This window comes from Pedobacter jeongneungensis (assembly GCF_039538295.1).
In the GTDB taxonomy this organism is placed as follows: Bacteria; Bacteroidota; Bacteroidia; order Sphingobacteriales; family Sphingobacteriaceae; genus Pedobacter; species Pedobacter jeongneungensis.
The window spans coordinates 34,606-57,817 of sequence record NZ_BAABBY010000014.1 but is presented as its reverse complement, the minus strand read 5'-3'; the positions used below and the strand labels follow the sequence as shown (position 1 = coordinate 57,817).

10 protein-coding genes are annotated in these 23,212 nt (G+C 40.7%); 7 read left to right on the top strand and 3 right to left on the bottom strand.

From position 1 onward, the window contains the following. Window positions 1-34 precede the first annotated feature (34 nt). The gene (locus tag ABD769_RS22240) at window positions 35-1,570 is read right to left on the bottom strand and encodes an OmpP1/FadL family transporter (protein ID WP_344853556.1); all 1,536 of its coding nucleotides are present in this window, start codon (window positions 1,568-1,570) and stop codon (window positions 35-37) included. Window positions 1,571-1,591: 21 nt separating this feature from the next. After that, entirely contained in the window at window positions 1,592-2,611 is a 1,020-nt protein-coding gene (locus ABD769_RS22235) for a hypothetical protein (protein ID WP_344853555.1), read from the bottom strand. A gap of 198 nt (window positions 2,612-2,809) precedes the next feature. Between ABD769_RS22235 and proS the strand changes: the two genes are divergently transcribed. The 7 genes from proS to ABD769_RS22200 all read left to right on the top strand — a co-directional run bounded on the left by proS (window position 2,810) and on the right by ABD769_RS22200 (window position 22,543). Continuing rightward, a complete protein-coding gene (proS, locus tag ABD769_RS22230) occupies window positions 2,810-4,282 on the top strand; it encodes a proline--tRNA ligase (RefSeq protein WP_344853554.1) in 1,473 nt (490 codons plus the stop codon). A gap of 116 nt (window positions 4,283-4,398) precedes the next feature. Further along, window positions 4,399-5,538: a cystathionine gamma-synthase gene (locus tag ABD769_RS22225; protein ID WP_344853553.1), complete on the top strand. Its 1,140-nt coding sequence runs from the start codon at window positions 4,399-4,401 to the stop codon at window positions 5,536-5,538. A 216-nt stretch (window positions 5,539-5,754) separates the two neighbouring features. Continuing rightward, the gene (locus ABD769_RS22220; protein ID WP_344853552.1) at window positions 5,755-6,594 is read left to right on the top strand and encodes a TIGR02757 family protein; all 840 of its coding nucleotides are present in this window, start codon (window positions 5,755-5,757) and stop codon (window positions 6,592-6,594) included. 119 nt (window positions 6,595-6,713) lie between these two features. Further along, a complete protein-coding gene (locus ABD769_RS22215) occupies window positions 6,714-7,328 on the top strand; it encodes a Crp/Fnr family transcriptional regulator (protein ID WP_344853551.1) in 615 nt (204 codons plus the stop codon). Window positions 7,329-7,918: 590 nt separating this feature from the next. After that, window positions 7,919-20,797, top strand: coding sequence for a DUF7507 domain-containing protein (locus tag ABD769_RS22210; protein ID WP_344853549.1), 12,879 nt, complete (start codon window positions 7,919-7,921; stop codon window positions 20,795-20,797). An 11-nt stretch (window positions 20,798-20,808) separates the two neighbouring features. Further along, window positions 20,809-21,783 carry a PorP/SprF family type IX secretion system membrane protein gene (locus tag ABD769_RS22205; RefSeq protein ID WP_344853548.1) on the top strand — a complete coding sequence of 325 codons (975 nt, stop codon included), beginning with the start codon at window positions 20,809-20,811 and terminating at the stop codon, window positions 21,781-21,783. 112 nt (window positions 21,784-21,895) lie between these two features. Beyond that, entirely contained in the window at window positions 21,896-22,543 is a 648-nt protein-coding gene (locus ABD769_RS22200) for a response regulator (protein ID WP_025146884.1), read from the top strand. A gap of 28 nt (window positions 22,544-22,571) precedes the next feature. Here ABD769_RS22200 and ABD769_RS22195 read toward each other — a convergent pair whose 3' ends face one another. Beyond that, entirely contained in the window at window positions 22,572-22,745 is a 174-nt protein-coding gene (locus ABD769_RS22195; protein ID WP_344853547.1) for a hypothetical protein, read from the bottom strand. Window positions 22,746-23,212: the final 467 nt, after the last annotated feature.

Genomic DNA, 23,212 nt, shown 5'->3' with positions numbered 1-23,212 from the left:
TATTGAAGCCGTTTTTGTATGACGTTTCTAAATTTTAGAATCTTACTCCAAAAGTTAAAAATACATTGTTTCTATTACTTTTTACATCGGCAACAGGCTCAGTATAATTATCTAATAAATAAGGACTTGAACTAAAATTCGTTTGATAGTTCTGATAAGCTACGTCGAAATAATAGTTGTCGATGCGATAGCCAAGTCCACCAGTATAATACTGGCCTTGGTAAAATTTATTATCGCCGCCTTTAACACCGTTTCCATTTACACCATAACCGGCACGTAAGCTAAATTCGTTAGTTACTTTAACCTCAGCGCCTACTCTATAGTTAACTGCTTCTTTATATGATGCTTTAATAAAGGCATTATTATCGTTAATAGTTGCACGGTCAGATCCGTTAGAATCAGAAAAACGCATCGAAGAGTAATCTACATAATCCACATCAGCAGATATTAACGCTGTACCAGCAATTACGTAACTGATACCAGCAGAAGCTTTTAAAGGTGTACGTAAATTGTAGGTGAATGAATAATATTGAGTAGGGTTATTTGATTTAGTTGGAGAAGTATTCGCATTGCCGGCAGTAGTGGCCTGTAAGGTTTCACTCGTATTATCTTCAATGTTCATCCAGGTTGGTGTCTGGAAATTTAATCCGATCCTTAACTCGCTAACCGGCCTGAAAATAGCACCTAATTTTAAATTGAAACCACCACCTTTAGTTTCCTGATTTCTGAAATGGGTAAGGCTATAATTTTCATTCCCGTTGTATTTAGGAACATTTGGTAAAGTCGCGTCGTCGTCATACGAATTAAGGATACCTGATTCGGTAAATGTAGCATCACTGGTATATTTTACATTTACAAAACTTGCTGTCGCACCAATATATACTTTATTTCCAAAATTCAGGGCTCCTGCCACATTAAACTCTGAAGTAGAACCTAAACGTGCCTCATCCCAATTTTGATTAAAGTTGGTGCCTGATGGCTCTGCAGAATACTGATTAGGAAAAGTAGGAGTATTTCTGTTTATTAAATAACTGTTATAAGCATCACCAGCTATACTATTGGAAGTGCCGTAATTGTTGGCTTGCTCGGCGTAAGAATTTCTTATTGAGTTGTTCTTATTAATCCCGCCATAGTTAATGTTATTTAAGAAATCATTGTTGCGCGTATAACTTAAACCGAATACGCTACTTACTAATCCTTTATCTACATCAGCACCTTTCATTTTAGCAGCCGGACTATAAAATACAACACCAATATTGTTCAGATTGAGCTGGCTTTTATTTGCTGAGGTATTATTTCCTAAATATGCACTACCGTTAGATACTGAGTTAAATTCGGGTGTAATACTGAATTCCGATTTGGTAAATAAACCTAACCCGGCAGGGTTGGCATTAATCGAACCGATATCGCCACCAACACCAATTTGGGCACCGCCCATTCCTTTAAACCTTGCCGAGCTGCCATAATTGGTTTGCGAGAAACGGAAGGCATCAGGCGCATAACTTTGGGCGTATGTTGTTCCCATAGCAGCTACTGTAGCTACTAGAGAAGCCAAGATGATTTTTTTCATTTGTGTGTTTAGATTTTAAAATTAACCTCTTCCTGCTCTTGATGGACGTGAACCGCCACCACCGCCGCCGCCTCCAATTGAACCACCGCCGCCGCCATTTGATGGTGGAGGTGAATAACTTGGCCTGCTTTCGGTTCTGGTTGGCTGTTGAGGAGTGTAGTTTTCGTTTCTTGTAGGTCTGCTGCCTTGGGCGCCTTGTGGTGCATAACCATCATTTCTTGTAGGTCTTCCGCTTTGATTACCTTGGTTTTGAGTATATCCTCCCTGGTTTCTTGTTGGTCTGCCTGCGTTATTGTTTGGTGCATAAGAAACACCGTTTGGATTACTTATACCGGATCTGCTTGGTCTGCCAACATTTCCTCCATTAGAATTTCCATATCTTGGCACACCTCTGTCGTTACTTCCCGGTCTTGGTCTGTAGCTGCCTCTGTTGGTATAAACGCCACCACCATAGTATCCGCCGCCGATACCCCAGCCACCGCCGTAATATCCGCCACCGCCCCAACCATAACGGTCGTAGTAAGAGTTAGGTCCCCACGAGTTCCAGCCGTATGGATTGTTCCATCCGTAACCGTAATTGCCATAGTAAAAAGGGTTGTTCCAGATGCTTCCATATCCGTAACCATATCCAAAGCCTCCGCCCCAGCCACCTAAGCCGTAACCGTTACCCCAACCTAATCCAATACCTAAATAGTTGGATGGTCCGTAGCTGCTGCCGTAATAATAATTGTCGAAATATGGATCATAGTAGCCCTGAAAACTGTAACCATTGTAAAAACGGTTAATCCTTGACGAATAATCCATATCGTAATAAGGATTACTGGTACCATAATATTCATCGTATTCTTCCTGACCCTGGGCCTGATATTGCTGGCCTTGTCGGTTTTGAGGTTGAGGTGCAATTTCCACCTCCCTGGCTTTCGCCACAGAATTATAAACATCATCAGCCGGCTTGGTTTGAGCCAGTTTTGATGTAGAGCATGAAGCCACCAACCCAGCAGCAGCAATCATAACAATGGGTAAAAATTTAATTGGTTTCATTGTGTTTATATTAGTTGTGTGTGTTCACGAATATTGATAAACAGGTTTCAAAAGTAATTAATTCTTAACTATTTAGTTAGTCTAAAAACGTTAAATTATAATTGATTTCAATTCTTAATCGTTTGTAGGCATAAATTTATAAATTTGCTATCGAATTTTACACTTTTTAACGTACAAATTACGTTCCAAATACATAACATGAGCAAAGAAATTACAAGTAGAGAAGCAGATTATTCCCAGTGGTATAATGACATCGTGATTAAAGCAGATTTAGCAGAGCATTCTGCAGTGCGTGGTTGTATGGTTATTAAGCCCAATGGCTATGCTATTTGGGAAAAAATGCAGGCTGTTTTAGATAAAATGTTTAAGGATACAGGCCATCAGAACGCCTATTTTCCATTATTCATCCCAAAGTCATTTTTCTCTAAGGAAGCTTCTCACGTTGAGGGCTTTGCGACAGAATGTGCCGTTGTAACACACTATCGTTTAAAAAATGACGGTAATGGTAATATTGTAGTTGATGAAACTGCCAAACTGGAAGAGGAGTTAATTGTTCGTCCGACTTCCGAAACCATTATCTGGAACACTTACAAAGGCTGGATTCAATCGTACCGCGACCTCCCAATATTAATTAACCAATGGGCCAATGTGGTGAGGTGGGAAATGCGTACCAGGTTGTTTTTGCGTACTGCCGAATTTTTATGGCAGGAAGGTCATACCGCACATGCTACTGCACAAGAGGCCATTGAAGAAACAGAACGTATGTTGCATATTTATGCCGATTTTGCCGAAAACTGGTTGGCTGTACCGGTAGTAAGGGGACGCAAATCGCCTAATGAAAGGTTCGCCGGAGCTTTGGATACTTATTGTATTGAAGCTCTGATGCAGGATGGAAAGGCTTTACAAGCGGGTACTTCGCACTTTTTAGGACAAAATTTTGCTAAAGCTTTTGATGTTAAATTTACAGGTAAAGATGGAAAACTAGATTACGTTTGGGCCAGCTCATGGGGTGTTTCTACCCGCTTAATGGGCGCCTTAATTATGGCACATAGTGATGATTCGGGATTGGTTATTCCGCCAAAACTGGCACCAATCCAGGTTGTTATTGTTCCGATTTATAAAAGCGACGAAGATCTGGCAAAAATTTCTACTTATGTAAACGAATTAACCATGCGTTTAAAAGGTTTAGGTGTTTCTGTAAAATATGATGACAGGGATACACAGCGCCCGGGATTTAAATTTGCCGATTACGAATTAAAAGGTGTGCCGATCCGTGTTGCCATTGGCGGACGTGATCTTGAAAATAAAACTGTTGAGGTTGCCCGCAGGGATACCAAACTAAAGCAGACTGTACCACAGGAAGGTTTGGATATTTACATTGTAAAACTACTGGAAGATATTCAGCAAAGCATGTTTAACAAAGCATTGGCTTACCGTGATGAACATATTACAGAAGCAAATTCTTACGAAGAGTTTAAAGAACTGTTGGATACAAAAGCCGGTTTTATAGCTGCACACTGGGATGGAACACCAGAAACAGAACAAAAAATTAAAGAGGAAACTAAAGCAACTATCCGTTGTATTCCTTTAGATAATAAACTGGAAGATGGAGTTTGCATTTATTCAGGCAAACCATCTATTCAGAGAGTATTGTTCGCAAGAGCGTATTAAGTAGATATGAGAAGGGAGATTTGAGATTTGAGACGAGATGTAATCTCCTGTCTCAAATCTCGTTTCTCAAATATAATGTCTCAAATCTAGTGTCTCACATCTCAAATCTAAAAAAAATGAAATTCGCAACAAAAGCCATACATGCAGGCCAGGAGCCTGACCCAACAACAGGTGCCGTAATGACACCGATTTATCAAACCTCAACTTATTGGCAAAAATCTCCTGGCGATAATAAAGGTTATGAATATTCTAGGGGAACCAACCCAACGCGTAAAGCTTTGGAAGATTGTTTAGCTGCTTTAGAAAATGCCAGATACGGTCTGGCTTTTTCGAGTGGGATGGGTGCTACAGATGCAGTATTAAAGTTATTGCAACCGGGCGATGAAGTAATTACCGGAAATGATCTTTATGGTGGTTCTTACCGCATTTTCACTAAAATTTATACCAAATATGGCATCAAATTTCATTTTCTGGATCTTTCTAAACCAGAAAATATGTTGCCGTACATCAACGATAAAACGAAACTGGTATGGATTGAAACACCCACCAACCCAACTATGCAGATTATCGATATTGAAGGGGTAGCTAAAATTACTAAAGAGAAAAATTTAATCCTTACGGTTGATAATACTTTTGCTTCACCATATTTACAAAACCCGATCGATTTAGGCGCTGATATTGTAATGCACTCGGTAACCAAGTATATTGGCGGTCACTCTGATGTGGTAATGGGTGCTTTGGTAACCAATGATGAGCAATTGTACAAAGACCTTTGGTTTATTTACAATGCCTGTGGTGCAACTCCGGGTCCGCAAGATGCCTTTTTAGTGTTAAGGGGAATTAAAACGCTTCACCTGAGGATGAAAGCCCATTGCGAAAACGGCGAACGTACTGCACATTATTTAAAAACTCATCCTAAGGTTGATAAAATTTATTGGCCGGGTTTTGAAGATCATCCTAACCATGATGTGGCTAAAAAGCAGATGCGTGGTTTTGGGGGTATGATTTCGATTACCCTAAAAGGCGCTGACCTGGCGGAAACGTTCAGGATTTCCTCTAATTTTAAAGTATTTACCCTTGCCGAATCTTTAGGTGGAGTAGAATCACTGATCAATCACCCGGCTACCATGACACACGGCTCTATTCCGAAAGAGGAGAGGGAAAAAGTTGGTGTGACGGATAATTTATTGCGTTTAAGCGTAGGGGTAGAGGATATTGACGATCTTTTGGAAGATCTCGAAAGGGCATTGGCATAAAATTTCAATCGGGCATTATGAATAGCATTTGCCCGGTTTTTTATTTTTTTTGTAAAGCCGGTTCCATTCCAGGGTTAATGTTTGTCCGGCTTTACATTAAATCTTTTTTGTTGAAGTACCTGCTTCATTAAAATCTGCAAACAAAAAAGGATACCGTTTCAATCCGGTTTAGGTGGCTACTGTTGTGCTGCTATTTTCGTTTAAATAATTACTTATATGCAATTTCTGGAGCTGAAAAATTTTCTTGATGGTAAAGTTGAACAATATAATCAGCCTAATTTTATAACAAACGATCCGGTTTGTATTCCACATCTTTTTGAAAAAAAGCAGGATATAGAAATAGCTGGTTTTTTTGCTGCGGTTTTGGCCTGGGGCCAGCGGAAAACGATTATCAATAAATGCAGGGAATTGCTTAACCGGATGGATAATGCACCTCACGATTTTGTGCTTAACCACACCGATGATGATTTGCGGCGTTTGCTGAATTTTAAGCACCGTACTTTTAATGATACCGATCTGCTTTATTTTATTTCATTCTTTAAGCAGCATTATCAGAATTTTAAGAGCCTGGAAGATGCTTTTATTCCCCGGCAGGATACTTTCAGAACTGAATATCCGGAGGTTTCGGCAATGGGAAATAACATAGCGGTTTCTTCTGTTGCTGATCTTAATTTTTCGACAGAGCAGGCACTGAACCATTTCAGGGCTTATTTTTTCTCGCTGGAAGATTTTCCGCACCGTACAAAAAAGCATATCTCTTCGCCAAAGCAGAAATCAACCTGTAAGCGTTTAAATATGTTTTTAAGGTGGATGGTAAGGAATGATAACCATGGGGTTGATTTCGGGATCTGGAATACCCTTAAACCGGAAGGACTGATTTGTCCGTGTGATGTACATGTAGATCGGGTAGGGCGTTTATTAGGCTTGATTAGCCGGAAACAAACTGATTGGTTAACTGCAGTTGAGTTAACCGAAAATTTAAGGCAATTTGATCCCAAAGACCCTGTAAGATACGATTTTGCGTTGTTTGGGCTAGGCGTAGAAAAAGTGTTTTAATCATGTTAAAAATTTTATAAATTGAAAAAAAATTCTTTTTTCAGTTCTAATCTTCTTATAATTACCATGTGATTGTACTTTCTACAGTGTAATTGCAGTCTATCCCAATCGTTATCTCTATGCTCACAGTTAATTTATCTGATGAAGATAGGTGGAAAAAATACAATAACTTTTCTCCTCTAGTCTCGATTTTTAAAAAATTTCATCCCCTTAATGCTGAGATTGAAAAACGCATCAATCAGCATACATTTCCGGTTAGTTATAAAAAAAATAAATACCTGGTTTCTCCGGTCGACCGTAATAAATTCCTTTTTTTAATTGTAAAAGGGGTTGTCAGAGGCTTTATTAAGGATGGAAGTAACGAAATTACCACATGGATAGCCAAGGAGAACGAAGTAATCGGCACGATACGCAATTTGTGGATAGAAGGCGATTCGGAAGAGTATCTTCAGGCTTTAGAGGATGTAGATTTAATTGCTATACCACATGTTTTATCAGAGTTCTTATACGAAAATTTTCCGGAGGCAAATATAGTGGGCCGAAAGATGATGGAACTGTATTACCGATCTGCAGAGGAGCGGGCTTACTTGTGCCGGATCTCGTCTGCAGAAAAAAGATATAAACGTTTTCTTGTTTCCTTTCCGGGTTTAATTAACAGGGTTTCACTAAAACATATCGCGTCCTTTTTAGCAATCAGGTTAGAAACGCTGAGCAGGATCAGGGCAAAAATTTAGCCATCCGAATAACAATTATTTTCCTGTTTTCTTCAATTAAGAGGGTTAAAATGTAAAGACATTTTAACCCTCTTTTTTCTTCTTTTAAATTTTCATTTTTCTATTTTGTTTGTAGTATAAATAAGTCAATTTGTTATATAGTTGTTGATTATTGTCAAAAAATCATACCGGCGACCGACAGTCAAAGGTGTGAGTTAGGCAGGTCGATTTCTATTTTTGTTTGCTTTGTAGTATTGCAAAGACAGTTTTTTACAATTGAAGTACATAAAATACTGCTCAAACCGGCACTTTTTGGCACTTGTATGAATGTTAAAAATAATATACTTTTGCCGCCCTCAAAAACGAAGTTTTTTTATAGTGTCTATCTCTTCAAAAGTGTTTTATAATCAGTGTATATACGCTGTTTTTACCGCATTTCTTAAAGGGAAATTTTTTATAAGCAAACTCCTTTTTCAGGAAGATTTTGTGCTCATCGTATGAGGCCAATTTTAAGCAGTAAAAACCCGGTTATCCCAATGGGAAGAATGAATAAAATTATACAACATTTTTTTTATAAAACTAATCTACCTAACAGGATATTATGTTTTGTTTTGCTTCTTTTTGTATTAGGAATTAGTCGGGTATCTGCTCAGTATAGCGTTACTGGTTTATTTACAGATTATAAGGGTTACTGGACTTCAAAACAAGGGGCAATTAATCCTGTTTGGCCTGATAATAAAAACAACCTGCTTGCATTTACATTTAATAATATAAATTATTCTACCGGTGTAAATGATTTATTGCTTACATCGAAACTTGTTTCTTTTACACCTGGTATTTATCAGGCTTTTCCTGTTAAAAACATTCCACTACCCGGAACAGCTTCAAATTTTGTAGGCCTTGGTCAAATGGAAGATGGTGTTGATAATGGTGGAATATATCCTTATTCTGTACCTGTTACCGTTGCACAGATTCTTACCAGAGGTGTCAGGGGCTTAGATATGGGGTCGTGTATCACTAATATTCCGTCAACAGCCGCCCCGTTAAGTTTTAATTTTGGTGCAATTACTAATGATACTCAAATTGGTGATGGTATTCCTGATATTTTGATTACACAGGTTGCTCAGGCTACAGGTGCATTAGATCAGGTATATTTTGAAGATGGAAACGGAAATCTGGTCGGGAATAAGATCAGTATCGATCAATCTGTTATTCCGGTGATAGGTACATGGCTGCCTGATTTCTATGATCCCAATACAGGGGTAATACAACCAGGTTTTATCAAAACAGACCGACCTATCCGGATCTGGGCAGCAGATGCGAGTGCCTTTGGTATTAACAGTTCAAATTATTCGCAGCCGCTTGTTTTAAGATATAAACTTGGTGGGAGCAGTGATCCTGCTTTTATCGCTTTCAATACCAAATTTATCAGTCTGGTAACAGCAAATGACGATCAGGCGGCAACTACGTTAAATGCTCCGGTAAACATCAACATACTTGCAAATGATCAGCCTAACAATCAGGCAGCGCTATCTTCTTATACCGTTCCGGCTTCATCTGCACATGGTACAATTGTTAAAAATGCAAATGGCACTGTTACCTATACACCAAACAGCGGTTATTATGGCCAGGATACATTTACCTACACCATTTGTACGAACATTAACGGAACGGTTACCTGCGATGATGCTATTGTGACCATAAACATATCTCCTGATGTTATTGCGCCAACATTTAGTTCAGGCATTAATTTGAGGTGCCAGGGTACAGGAAATACTTCATATACGGCAAGTTCAGGTTTTGCAACTTCAATGGCATTTGCCATCAGTCCGAACAATGCTGGTACAGTTAGCACTTCAGCCATGACGGTTAGTGCCAATGTTGGTACAGCTTCGGCAACGGTAACATGGGCTGCAGATTATTACGGACCAGCAACGATAACTGCAATTGCTTATGGCTCAAACGGACCAAAATCAACCGCATATAATATTACCGTTAATCAGGCCCCAACCTTAGTTACAGGTGGTAATGCTACTCAGACCGTATGCGCCGGATCGCCTATTGCATCTACAACATTTACCTGGGGAGGCAGTGCTACGGATGTAACGGTGACTGATCTTCCGGCAGGTTTAACTACTTCTAAAAGTGGAAAAGTACTGACTATTAGTGGCACGCCAACTGTTTCAGGACAATATACGGTTACAACAATTGGACAAACATCACCATGTGGTGCGCTAAGTGCGACAGGAGCAATCACTGTAAACCCTGCAGGAACATTGACAACCGGGGGTGGAAATATTGACCAAAGTACTTGTGCCGGCGGCGCAATAACACCGATAACTTATACCTGGGGTGGTGCTGCTACCGATGTTAGTTATACTTCACTTCCAGCCGGTTTAACAGCTGGTAAAAATGTAGCCACAAAGGTTTTAACTATTAGTGGAACGCCTACTTCGGGTGGCACATATACGGTAAGCACAATAGGTCAGCTTAGTCCTTGCACTCCGGCTGCCGTTACAAGCAACATAACTGTTAACTCTTCAGCCGGATTAGTAGCTGGAGGCGGGGCAAATAACCAAACTGTATGTGTAGGTAGTCCGATTATTCCGATCACTTATTCCTGGTCGGGCGCTGCAACAGATGTAACTGTGAATAATTTGCCTGCCGGACTTACGGCTTCAAAGAGCGGCAATACTTTAACCATTAGTGGGGTACCAACTTCAGCAGGAAATTTTAGCGTGAGTACGGTTGGGCAAACTGCTCCGTGCACAGCAGTTTCTTTAAGTGGTACAATAGGAATTACAACAACACCTGCACCCACAGCCAGCAACCAGACTTTCTGTGAAATTTCTAACGCAACGGTTGCAAACCTTACTGCCACAGGAACAGCTGTTAAGTGGTATAGCCAGTTAACCGGTGGAACAGCTTTAGCTTCGACTGCTGCCTTGGCGAACGGAACTTATTATGCCAGTCAGACCATTAACGGTTGTGAGAGTCCGGCCCGGGCTTCGGTTACCGTAACGATTTATCAAAGTCCGAAAGGATTTAATGATACCAAAACTTTGGATTGTACCGGAGCTTTTAATTATAATATCCAAACGCAAAATATCAATAGTTCAGCAAATGGAGGTAATTCAGTTCCTTCGTCGTTTATCTGGACGGTAAATCCGAACGCTAATGTAGCTGGTGCAGCTAACGGATCGGGTAATACTATCAATCAAACTTTAGTTAATACCAGCAACACTGCGCAAACCATAATTTATACGGTAACACCAAAAGCAACGGTTGCGGGTGCCTGCGATGGCAATCCATTTACTATTACTGTAAATGTACCTGCTTGTTCGTCAATATCGATTACAAAATCTGCAAATGTAAGTTCGGTTAATCAGGCAGGAAACGTAATTAACTATTCGGTTACTGTAGCGAACACAGGTAATACGAATCAGAACAATGTTGTGGTGAGCGATCCGTTATTGGGTGGAAACTTAAACAATCCTGTAAAAATTGGAAATACCAATAATATTTTAGAAAAAGGGGAGAGCTGGACTTATACCGGAACTTATACCGTACTTCAGGCTGACTTAAACAATAACGGTAATCCAACCAATAATTCAGGAAAGATCAGTAATACTGCGAGTGTTAAAACCACAGAACTTCCTGCGGAAAAAACTGCGACGGCTGATGTAAATATTATTTTAAATCCTGCTGTTACTTTGGTGAAAACAGGTACATTAAACCTCAGTGGAAATACCATCAGTTATTTGTTTACGGTTAAAAACACTGGTAATGTTACGCTGAATAATCTTGTTTTAACAGATAGTAAAATTACCGGTGCAATTACTTTGGGTGCTACAACTTTAGCGCCTGGTGCGAGTACAACGGCAACGGCCTCTTATATGATAGCTGCGGCAGAAAAAGCAGCTGGATCTGTGAGTAACTCGGCTACGGTGACGGGTAAAAATCCGTCGAACGGTAATGTATCTGATATTTCGGGTACAGCAGAGGGCAATGATAATCCAACTGTAACCAATACCGGTGTTTATGCGGTTGATGATGAAGGAACTTTAAGCGCGGTAACCGGTGGTGTGGCAGTTAATAATGTTTTGATTAACGATAAAATTAACGGTAATCAGGCTACACTGGTGAATGTAACGATCAGTCAGGTTTCAACTACAAACCCAAATATCACTATTGATCCTGCTACCGGAAAGGTTAATGTATTACCCGGCACCCCGGTTGGTGATTACACCCTGGTTTATCAAATTGAAGATAAAGCTAACCCGGGAAATGTGAAACAGGCAACGGTTAGGGTTCATTTAATCACGGGCGCTTTGCTTGCAAAAGACGATGCCGGCTCAGCCAACTCGGTAAGCGGTGGCACTGCGGTTGCAAATGTTTTGGCGAACGATACTTATAACGGAACCACTACTGCTCCGACATTGACTGATGTAACCATCACTGCTGGTGCAAATGATAGCAATGGCAAAGTAACTTTAGATCCTTTAACCGGAAAAGTGGATGTTGCTGCAAATACCCCGGCAGGCATTTATACTTTAACTTATACCATTACCGATAAACTTGATGCTTCAAAAACATCAATCGCTACTATAAAAGTAACAGTTGCTTCGGGAGCTTTGACTGCTAAAGACGATGCTGGTTCAGCCAACTCGGTAATCGGTGGTATTGCGGTGGCAAATGTTTTGGCGAACGATACTTATAACGGAACCGCTACTGCTCCGACATTGACTGATGTAACCATTACCGCTGGTGCAAATGATAGCAATGGCAAAGTAACTTTAGATCCATTAACCGGAAAAGTGGATGTTGCTGCAAATACCCCGGCAGGCATTTATACTTTAACTTATACCATTACCGATAAACTTGATGCTTCAAAAACATCAATCGCAACCATTAAGGTAACGGTTGCTTCGGGAGCTTTGCTAGCGAAAGATGATACAGGAAATGCAAATGGTTTAATAGGAGGGGTAGCAGTAGTCAACGTACTTACCAATGACAGCTATAATGGAACTACTATTGCGCCAACTTTAAATGAAGTAAATCTTTCACAAATTTCTACTTCAAATCCTAATGTAACACTAAATGCTACGACCGGCCAGGTAGATGTAGCACTTGATACCCCAGCTGGAGTTTATACGATAATTTATAAAATTGTTGATAAATTAGATGCTAGTCAGGCATCAACTGCTACTGTAACCATCACCGTTTCTGCACCAGCAATGGTTGCTACAAACGATTCAGGAAATGCAAACGGCTATACCGGTGGAACAGCAGTTGGAAATGTATTAACAAACGATACTTACAATGGCAACTCGGCTACTTTGAACGAGGTTAAACTAAGCCAGGTTTCAAGCACTAATCCTAATATTATTTTAGATGTAAATACCGGAAAAGTGAACGTTGCACCAAATACTCCGGCAGGAACTTACGAATTGGTTTACCAGATTGAAGATAAACTAAACCCTGGCCAAACAAAACGAGCTACTGTAACCGTAACGATTGGTGCGCCTGTACTGGTTGCCACAGCCGATTCAGGAAATGCAAACGGCTATACCGGCGGAACCGCAGTTGAAAATGTATTGTTAAACGATACCTACAACGGCAATCCGGCTACTTTAAACGAAGTAAAACTAAGCCAGGTTTCAACTACTAATCCTAACGTAACATTAGATGTAAATACCGGAAAAGTAAACGTGGCGCCAAACACTCCGGCTGGAATTTATGAAGTGGTTTACCAGATTGAAGATAAACTGAATCCTGGTCAAACGAAAACTGCTACTGTAACCGTAACTGTTGTTGCGCCAGCGATGGTTGCCACAGCCGATTCAGGAAATGCAAACGGCTATACCGGCGGAACCGCGGTAGAAAACGTATTGGTTAACGATACCTACAACGGTAATCCGGCTACTTTGAATGAAGTAAAATTGAGGCAGGTTTCTAGCACAAACCCTAACGTAACATTAGATGTAAGCACCGGAAAAGTAAACGTTGTACCGAATACTCCGGCAGGAAATTACGAATTGGTTTACCAGATCGAGGATAAACTTAATCCTGGTCAAACGAAAACTGCTACCGTAACCGTAACGATTGGTGCGCCTGTACTGGTTGCCACAGCCGATTCAGGAAATACAAACGGCTATGCCGGCGGAACCGCAGTTGAAAATGTATTGGCTAACGATACCTATAATGGTAACCCTGCAACATTAACAGAAGTTAAATTAAGCCAGGTTTCAAGCACAAATCCTAATATTACTTTAGATGTAAATACCGGAAAAGTGAACGTTGCACCAAATACTCCGGCAGGAACTTACGAATTGGTTTACCAGATCGAGGATAAGCTGAACCCTGGACAGAAAACAACCGCTACTGTAACCGTTACTGTTGGTGCGCCTGTATTGGTTGCCACAGCCGATTCAGGAAATGCAAACGGCTATACCGGAGGAACCGCTGTTGAAAATGTATTAACAAACGATACTTACAATGGCAACCCTGCTACTTTGAACGAAGTAAAACTAAGCCGGGTTTCTAGCACAAACCCTAACGTTACTTTAGATGTAAATACCGGAAAAGTAAACGTTTCGCCGAATACTCCTGCAGGAATTTACGAAGTGGTTTATCAGATTGAAGATAAACTGAATCCTGGTCAAACGAAAACTGCTACCATTACCGTAACTGTTTCTGCACCAACGATGGTTGCCACAGCCGATTCAGGAAATGCAAACGGCTATACCGGCGGAACAGCAGTTGAAAATGTATTGGTTAACGATACTTACAACGGTAATCCGGCTACTTTAAATGAAGTTAAACTAAGCCAGGTTTCAAGCACAAACCCTAACGTTACTCTAGATGTAAATACCGGAAAAGTAAACGTGGCGCCAAACACTCCTGCTGGAATTTATGAAGTGGTTTACCAGATTGAAGATAAACTGAATCCTGGTCAAACAAAAACTGCTACCGTAACCGTAACTGTTGGTGCCCCTGCACTGCTTGCCACAGCCGATTCTGGAAATGCAAAAGGCTATACCGGTGGAACCGCTGTTGAAAATGTATTAACAAACGACACCTACAACGGCAACCCGGCTACTTTGAACGAGGTTAAACTAAGCCAGGTTTCAACCACTAACCCTAACGTCACTTTGAATGTAACCACAGGAAAAGTGAACGTTGCACCGAATACCCCGGCAGGAATTTATGAAGTGGTTTACCAGATTGAAGATAAACTGAATCCAGGCCAAACAAAGAATGCTACTGTAACCGTAACTGTTAGTGAGCCAGTGATGGTTGCCACAGCCGATTCAGGAAATGCAAACGGCTATACCGGCGGAACCGCAGTTGAAAATGTATTAACAAACGACACCTACAACGGCAACCCGGCTACTTTGAACGAGGTTAAATTAAGCCAGGTTTCAACTACCAACCCTAACGTTACTCTAGATGTAACTACCGGAAAAGTAAACGTGGCGCCAAACACTCCGGCAGGAACTTACGAAGTAGTTTACCAGATTGAAGATAAACTGAACCCTGGTCAAACGAAAACTGCTACCGTTACCGTAACTGTTTCTGCACCAGCACTGGTTGCCACAGCCGATTCAGGAAATGCAAACGGCTATACCGGTGGAACAGCAGTTGAAAATGTATTGGTTAACGATACTTACAACGGTAATCCGGCTACTTTAAATGAAGTTAAACTAAGCCAGGTTTCAAGCACTAATCCTAATATTACTTTAGATGTAACTACCGGAAAAGTAAACGTTGCACCAAATACCCCGGCAGGGACTTACGAGGTTGTTTACCAGATTGAAGATAAACTGAACCCTGGACAGAAAACAACGACTACTGTAACCGTAACTGTTGGTGCTCCTGCACTGGTTGCCACAAACGATTCAGGGAATGCAAACGGCTATACTGGCGGAACAGCAGTTGAAAATGTATTGGTTAACGATACTTACAACGGTAATCCGGCTACTTTAAATGAAGTTAAACTAAGCCAGGTTTCAAGCACTAATCCTAATATTACTTTAGATGTAAATACCGGAAAAGTGAACATTGCACCAAATACTCCGGCAGGAACTTACGAAGTGGTTTACCAGATCGAAGATAAACTGAACCCTGGTCAGGTTAAAATGGCTACCGTAACCATTACTGTTTCTGCACCGTCGCTGGTTGCCACAGCCGATTCAGGAAATGCAAACGGCTATACCGGAGGAACCGCTGTTGAAAATGTATTGGTTAACGATACTTACAACGGTAATCCGGCTACTTTAAATGAAGTTAAACTAAGCCAGGTTTCAAGCACTAATCCTAATATTACTTTAGATGTAACTACCGGAAAAGTAAACGTTGCACCAAATACCCCGGCAGGGACTTACGAGGTTGTTTACCAGATCGAAGATAAACTAAACCCGGGTCTAACGAAAACCGCTACCGTAACCGTAACTGTTGGTGCCCCAGCGATGGTTGCCATAGCCGATTCTGGAAATGTTAACGGCTATACTGGTGGAACAGCAGTTGAAAATGTATTGTTGAACGATACATATAACGGTAATCCGGCTACCTTAAACGAAGTAAAACTGAGCCAGGTTTCAACTAGTAATCCTAACGTAACATTAGATGTAAGCACCGGAAAAGTAAACGTTGCACCAAATACTCCGGCAGGAACTTATGAATTGGTTTACCAGATTGAGGATAAACTGAATCCAGGCCAAACAAAGAATGCTACTGTAACCGTAACTGTTGGTGAGCCAGCGATGGTTGCCACAGCCGATTCAGGAAACGCAAACGGCTATACCGGTGGAACAGCTGTAGAAAACGTATTATTGAATGATACTTACAACGGCAATCCTGCGACACTAACAGAAATAAAATTAAGTCAGGTTTCAACTACCAACCCTAACGTTACTCTAGATGTAATTAACGGAAAAGTGAACGTTGCGCCAAATACTCCGGCAGGGACTTACGAGGTTGTTTACCAGATCGAAGATAAACTGAACCCTGGTCAAACGAAAACTGCTACCGTAACCGTAACGGTGGGTGCGCCTGTACTGGTTGCCACAGCCGATTCAGGAAATTCAAACGGATATACCGGCGGAACCGCAGTTGAAAATGTATTGGCTAACGATACCTATAATGTTAACCCTGCAACATTAACAGAAGTGAAATTAAGCCAGGTTTCAACTACCAACCCTAACGTTACTTTGGATGTAACCACTGGAAAAGTGAATGTTTCGCCAAACACTCCGGCAGGGACTTACGAGATTGTTTACCAGATCGAAGATAAACTAAACCCGGGTCTAACGAAAACCGCTACTGTAACCGTAACTGTTGGTGCCCCAGCGATGGTTGCCATAGCCGATTCAGGAAATGCAAACGGCTATACCGGCGGAACCGCAGTTGAAAATGTATTGGCTAACGATACCTATAATGGTAACCCTGCAACATTAACAGAAGTTAAATTAAGCCAGGTTTCAACTACCAACCCTAACGTTACTCTAGATGTAACTACCGGAAAAGTAAACGTAGCGCCAAACACCCCGGCAGGAACTTATGAAGTGGTTTACCAGGTCGAAGATAAACTGAACCCTGGACAGAGAACAACTGCTACAGTAACCGTAACGGTAGGAACAAGTGTCATCCTCGCTAAAGATGATTCCGGAACGGCAAACGGTTTCAGTGGGGGAGTTGCGGTCGAAAATATATTGATTAACGATACCTATAACAACATAAATACTGCAACCCTTGCAAATGTTACCCTCAGCCAGATTTCAACTTCAAATCCAAAAATAACTATTGATGTTGCAACCGGAAAAGTAAATGTTGCTGCGGGAACGCTTCCGGGGATTTATAATTTAAACTATCAAATAACCGATAAATTAGACGCAACAAAATCTTCTGCTGCGGTAGTAACGGTAACTGTTCCTAACTGGATCACTGATCTTCAGATCAGTAAAACAGCTAATGTTACTGGTGTAGAAAGCAATGAAAATATTGGTTATACCATTAATATTAAAAATAACGGACCAGCTACTGTTTTAAGCGGTGAGTCGATTGGTCTGATCGAGAATCTTCCGGCAGGACTGGAAAATATAACCTATAATGCATTTGGTGGAACGTATAGTTCAACTGGAAACAGCTTTACTTTAACAGCCGATTTAGTCGCCGGACAACAGGTTAGTTTAGCTGTTAATGGACGAGTTGCAGCAGGTTTTACAGGGACAAATTTAGTTAACAGTGTTTCCTTAACACCAACGTCTAAAACAAATGATCCCGAAAGTGTAAATAACCAGGCAACCGTTACCACGCCATTATTGAAAGGGAAAATAGCCTTAATTAAAACAGGTGTTTTAAGCGCAGATGGCAATAATATTACTTATTCTTTCAAGGTTACGAACGTTGGAGATGTAGAATTAAACAGCATCACATTAACAGATGCCAAGCTGGGTTTGAACAAAACTTTTCCGAATGTATTGGCAGCAGGGGCAAGCTTCATCTACAGTCAGGTTTATATTTTAAGTCAGAATGATAAAGATGCGGCTTTGGTAACCAATTCGGCTTCTGTTAGTGCTCAAACACCTGCGGGAAATATCATTACAGATGTTTCGGGAACAGATTATTCGAATGACAACCCGACCGAAACGCCGGTTTCAGGCGCTTCAAAATTCATTTTTACGAAAGTTGCAACTGCTGTTGGAACAAAAGTTGGCGAATCAATTGATTATACTTTCACTATCACCAATACAGGAACGGTTACACTGAGCAATTTAAATTTAACTGATGCAGCAGCTGATGCGGGTTCGATCAATCCTGCAAATATTTCAACATTAGCACCTGGCGCCAGTGTAACGGTTACAGCGAAACATACTTTAACACAGATTGATGTTAACCAGGGATCATTTACCAACCAGGCCTCGGTAAAATTGACTGATAATAAAGGCAATGTCATCAATCAGGTATCCGACGATCCTTCTACTCCGGCGCCGAATGATCCGACTGTAACCAAATTAACACCTGCACCAGGTTTTACATTAACCAAATCGGCTACCAATGGCGCAACTAAAGCCGGTGACGTAATTAATTACAACATTGTATTCGAAAATACGGGTAATGTTACCCTAAGCGATATCACTTTAGTAGATGCCAATGCAGATGCGGGCAGTTTAACCCCAGCCAATATTACTTCGGTATTGCCGGGTGCTATCGTGAATATCACGGCTAAACATACTGTAAAACAAAGTGATGTAAATGCAGGAGGTTTCAGTAACCAGGTTAGCGCAACGGTGAAAGATCCTAAAGGAAATACAATTGCAAAAGTATCTGATGATCCGGCAACACCTGCTGCAGATGATGCAACCTTTACTGCAATTGTGCCTGATCCATCCGTAAGGTTTACCAAAATGGTTGCCAATAGCGCAGGTATCGTAAAAACCATTGAGTACAGCATCCAGGTTACCAATACCGGTAATATTACCTTAACCGATATAGTTGTTACGGATCCGGGAGCAGATGCGGGAAGTATCACTCCATCAGTAATTAGTAAACTAGAACCTGCCGAAACGGCTATGATCCTGGCCAGACATACACTTGTACAGTCGGAAATTGATTATGGTAAGTTTATAAATCAGGCCGGTTTAACGGCAAAATTTGCCGGCGCTGGTAAATTAAGCAAACTGTCGGATGATCCGAAAACTTTGGCACCTGATGATCCTACTATGTTCCTGATCAAAGAAGCACCAGGTTTAGCCCTGATTAAGACAGGCGTTTTAAGTGCCGACGGAAATTCGGTAACCTATACTTTTACTGCTAAAAATACCGGTAATGTAACATTAACGAATTTCAGTTTGGTTGATCCAAAAATCTCATCAAACATTACCTTCAGCCCGGCCAGTATTGCACCTGATGAAACCGCAACGGCTACGGCATTTTACACCATTAGTCAGGCTGAGAAAAATGCAAGTTCGGTAAGAAATACCGCTACATTAACAGCAACTTCGCCAGCAGGAACCTCAATTTCTGATGTTTCAGGAACGGAAGAAGACAACGATTATCCTACCATTTTGGAATTGCCAAAAATTGTGAGCGCTAAAACCGTTACCGATGCCAATAACAATGGTAAAGCAGAAGCCAATGAAATTTTAACTTATACCATTACGGTTAAAAACAATGGTAACACCGCAAGGACAGGGGTTAAAATTGTAGATCCAATCCCGGTAAATACTACTTATGTAAATGCCAGCGCTGATCATGGTGGTATCTTAACTGGTAACACCATCAATTGGAGTAATTTAATTATTCCGGCCAACGGACAAGTGGTGGTTAACTTTAAAGTTAGTGTAAATGCGGCTCTTCCTTTAGGTACTTTGGCCATCAACAATACCGCCTCAGTAACTGATCCGGCAAATGCTTCAACGCCTTTAAATCCTGGTGTTTCAATTCCTACCGAAGGCATGTTGGAAGGAAGTAAAGCCGTAACTGATATCAAAGGGAATAAAGATGGCAGGGCACAGGCCAACGAAATCTTAACCTATTCGTTAACTGTAAAAAATACGGGCGGATCTGCATTGAACGGCGTAACCATTATTGACGAACTTCCGGCAGGATTAACCTATGTTCCGGGGTCGGTTTCTGGCTATGGCACTGTAATGGGTAATACTTTAAAATGGACCATCAACATGCAGGCTAACTCGAGCACAGTGTTAAATTTAGATGCCAGGGTGGCTCCGGATGTGAACAGTTACAATACCATTAAAAATGTGGCTGTAATGACTGCTCCAAATGGAAAAAATTTAAGTCCGGAAGCTGCAATAGAGGTGGATAAATCGGCTGATTTAATGGTTACCAAAGAGTTGTTGACTAAAGGCGAGATCAAAACGGGATCGGATGTAATGTATAAGATTACCGTTACCAATAAAGGACCGAACAGGGCAACCGGTGTTACCATTACCGATCGTCTTTCTACCATGATCGATGCACCGAAAGGGATCACCGTTACCATCGGTACCACCACTTACTCTGCTACAACAAGAGATTTTGTCTGGTTGGCGGGAAGTCTGGATTTTAATCAAACTGCAACCTTAACCTTTAAATCGAGAACGCTGGCGGCGGGTACATTAAACAATTCGGCAGCGGTAAAAGCAGATCAGCCAGATCCGGTAAATAATAATAACCTGGTACTTGCAGATGCGGCTACCATTTCGGGTGATGATTTATTGATCCCGAACCTGTTTACGCCAAATGGTGATGGTATAAACGATACTTTCGAAATAAACGGACTTGCTGAGTTTGCAGAAAACGAACTAACCATTGTAAACCGTTGGGGCAATGAAGTTTTCCGCGCCAAAGGTTATAAAAACAACTGGACAGGCGAGGGCTTGAACGAAGGTACTTACTATTACCTGCTGCGTGCTAAAAAAGGTGGAAATAACGAATGGAAGGTATTTAAAGGCTATATCACCCTGATCAGGGCGTTTAAAAATTAATGAGCGGAGATATGATGAAGAAAATATTAGGCTTAATAGCAGGAGCGTTGCTATTGCTTTCGCGGCCGGTAGCGGCACAACAGGATGCCCAGTACAGTCAGTACATGTTTAACGGAATTTACATTAATCCGGCCTATGCGGGCTACAAAGAAGTACTCAATGTGCACAGCTTTTACCGTAGCCAGTGGACGGGCATTACCGGAGCACCAAGGAGCATGTCGCTTGCAGTAGATGCCATTGCCAATAGTGGTAACGTAGGGCTTGCCCTCCAGGTGGCCAGCGATAAACTGGGTGCGCAGAATAACCTGAGCATTTATGGCAATTACGCTTATCGCATCAGGATGAACGATGATGGCAGCTCGAGGTTAGCTTTAGGTCTTGGGGTAGGGATGGTGCAATTGGGCATCGACGGCTCTATGCTGAACCCAAATAATCCGGAACCTAACCAGCCTGTAGGCATGCAAAGTACCATTGTACCCGATGCCAGGGCAGGGGTGTATTTCGCCAACGATAAATATTATGCCGGTTTTTCGGTTGATAACCTGATTGCTACCTACATCAATATCGACCGCTATGCCTTTATCCCACAGCCAAAACCGCATTATTATTTAACCGCCGGGGCATTGTTCCCGCTGAACGAAGATTTTCAGATCAAACCTTCTTTTCTGTTAAAAGACGACCGTGGCGGCCCGACCAGTTTAGATGTAAATGCATTCTTAATGATTAAAGATTTTTTATGGGTTGGCGGCTCTTACCGTACAGGTGTAAAGTTGTATGATAAAAGCTATTTACAGCGGGATCTTAGCCCGCGTAACTCAGCGGTAGCAGCAATCCAGGTTTTTCCTTCAGAGAAAATCAGGATAGGTTATGGCTACGATTTCTCAGTTGGTCCGTTGCAAGGTTATAGCGGCGGGACGCATGAGATCTCTCTGTCTTATTCATTTATTAAACCAAACATCAGATTGGCAACCCCAAGAGTGTTTTAAACAAAAATTTTTAATTGTGTATAATAATATTTACACATTTAAGCGAAAATTTTACTACAATTGCGTACAAAAAAATAACTTTTTACTAACTTGCAGAATATTCTTATAAATAATGAAAACAAAAAATGCAGTAAGTACTTTTACAGTACTCATCGCTGATGATCATGAAATCATCCGCCGTGGTTTAAAAGGTTTAATATCAGACTTTTGGCCTGGTGTTGAAATCATCCATGCATCCACATTGGAACAGGCGCTTATCGAAACGGAAAAATCGCCAAGCTTAATTATTATTGACGTTAACTTACCGGGGGGTAATAACCTGAAAGTAATTGATCAGTTAAAGTTAGTTCAGCCGAATGCTAAAATCCTTGTATTTTCATCTTTAAATGAGAATATTTATGCGGTTCCTTATTTAAAATCTGGTGCATCAGGTTACCTGACCAAAAATGCAGAAGAATCAGAAATTGTAACTGCCATCACAACTATTTTAGCCGGAAGTCGCTATTCAAGCAGAAACGTGAAAGAAAATATGTTCAATAGCATATTGGGTAACGATGCTGATAATCCTTTCACCAAACTTTCGGGCAGGGAATTAGAAGTAGCAGAATTACTTACAAAAGGTATTGGCGTATTGGAAATTTCTAATCAGCTGAATCTTCAGATGGGTACCGTAAGTACATATAAACTTAGGCTTTTTCAAAAACTGAAAATAAAAAGTATTATAGAACTTGCTGAAAAGATGAGTATCTACGAAAGATAAAAAGAGTATTTTACTCTTTTTATCTTTTCTATGCCTTTTTATCCTTATTAACGGTACCGGCTCCTGCCGTTCCTGATTCGTTCGGGGTTGATCCGGCCTGTCCAAATTTATCTGAAGCGCCTTTTCCGTTCTGGTCAAATGATGCTTTTTCTTTTGAACTTCCTTTGGTTTTAGTTCCGTTTTCTTTATTATCCGTTTTCATATCATTCAATTTAATTACTGATATAACAAGATAAAATACCTAAAGTTTTATGTTTAATGGTATATCCTTAATCCTACCTGAAATTATCGTCTTTACAGATTATCCTGATATAACTAATTATTAATGCTGTTAGCATGATTTCAATTGGATATTCTCAGGCGTAACTGCTAAAATTTAAGCACCAGAATACAGTCGTCTATTATGACAAAAATATTATATAGCTATTAGTTGTGCTCAATTAATTGATCTAAATCAAATGCGCTTGGATTCCAGGCTTTTAAAAAAGCGGCCATATTTAGCCTATGACCATATTTTTTATGACAAATATCAAATTTTGCATTTTTTGTAGTTTTTATACTACGTATATTACCACTTAAGTAAAAAGAAACATACTGAATAATATATCTTTGTGGCCTGAAATGAACAGAATGAACATTTAGCGATAAATAATAAGTTACGTTCATTTT

Excerpts from the sequence above, each read along its gene's own strand:
- ABD769_RS22240 (WP_344853556.1), bottom strand. The coding sequence starts at position 1,570 with ATGAAAAAAATCATCTTGGCTTCTCTAGTAGCTACAGTAGCTGCTATG.
- ABD769_RS22235 (WP_344853555.1), bottom strand. The coding sequence starts at position 2,611 with ATGAAACCAATTAAATTTTTACCCATTGTTATGATTGCTGCTGCTGGG.
- proS (WP_344853554.1), top strand. The coding sequence starts at position 2,810 with ATGAGCAAAGAAATTACAAGTAGAGAAGCAGATTATTCCCAGTGGTAT.
- ABD769_RS22225 (WP_344853553.1), top strand. The coding sequence starts at position 4,399 with ATGAAATTCGCAACAAAAGCCATACATGCAGGCCAGGAGCCTGACCCA.
- ABD769_RS22220 (WP_344853552.1), top strand. The coding sequence starts at position 5,755 with ATGCAATTTCTGGAGCTGAAAAATTTTCTTGATGGTAAAGTTGAACAA.
- ABD769_RS22215 (WP_344853551.1), top strand. The coding sequence starts at position 6,714 with ATGCTCACAGTTAATTTATCTGATGAAGATAGGTGGAAAAAATACAAT.
- ABD769_RS22205 (WP_344853548.1), top strand. The coding sequence starts at position 20,809 with ATGATGAAGAAAATATTAGGCTTAATAGCAGGAGCGTTGCTATTGCTT.
- ABD769_RS22200 (WP_025146884.1), top strand. The coding sequence starts at position 21,896 with ATGAAAACAAAAAATGCAGTAAGTACTTTTACAGTACTCATCGCTGAT.
- ABD769_RS22195 (WP_344853547.1), bottom strand. The coding sequence starts at position 22,745 with ATGAAAACGGATAATAAAGAAAACGGAACTAAAACCAAAGGAAGTTCA.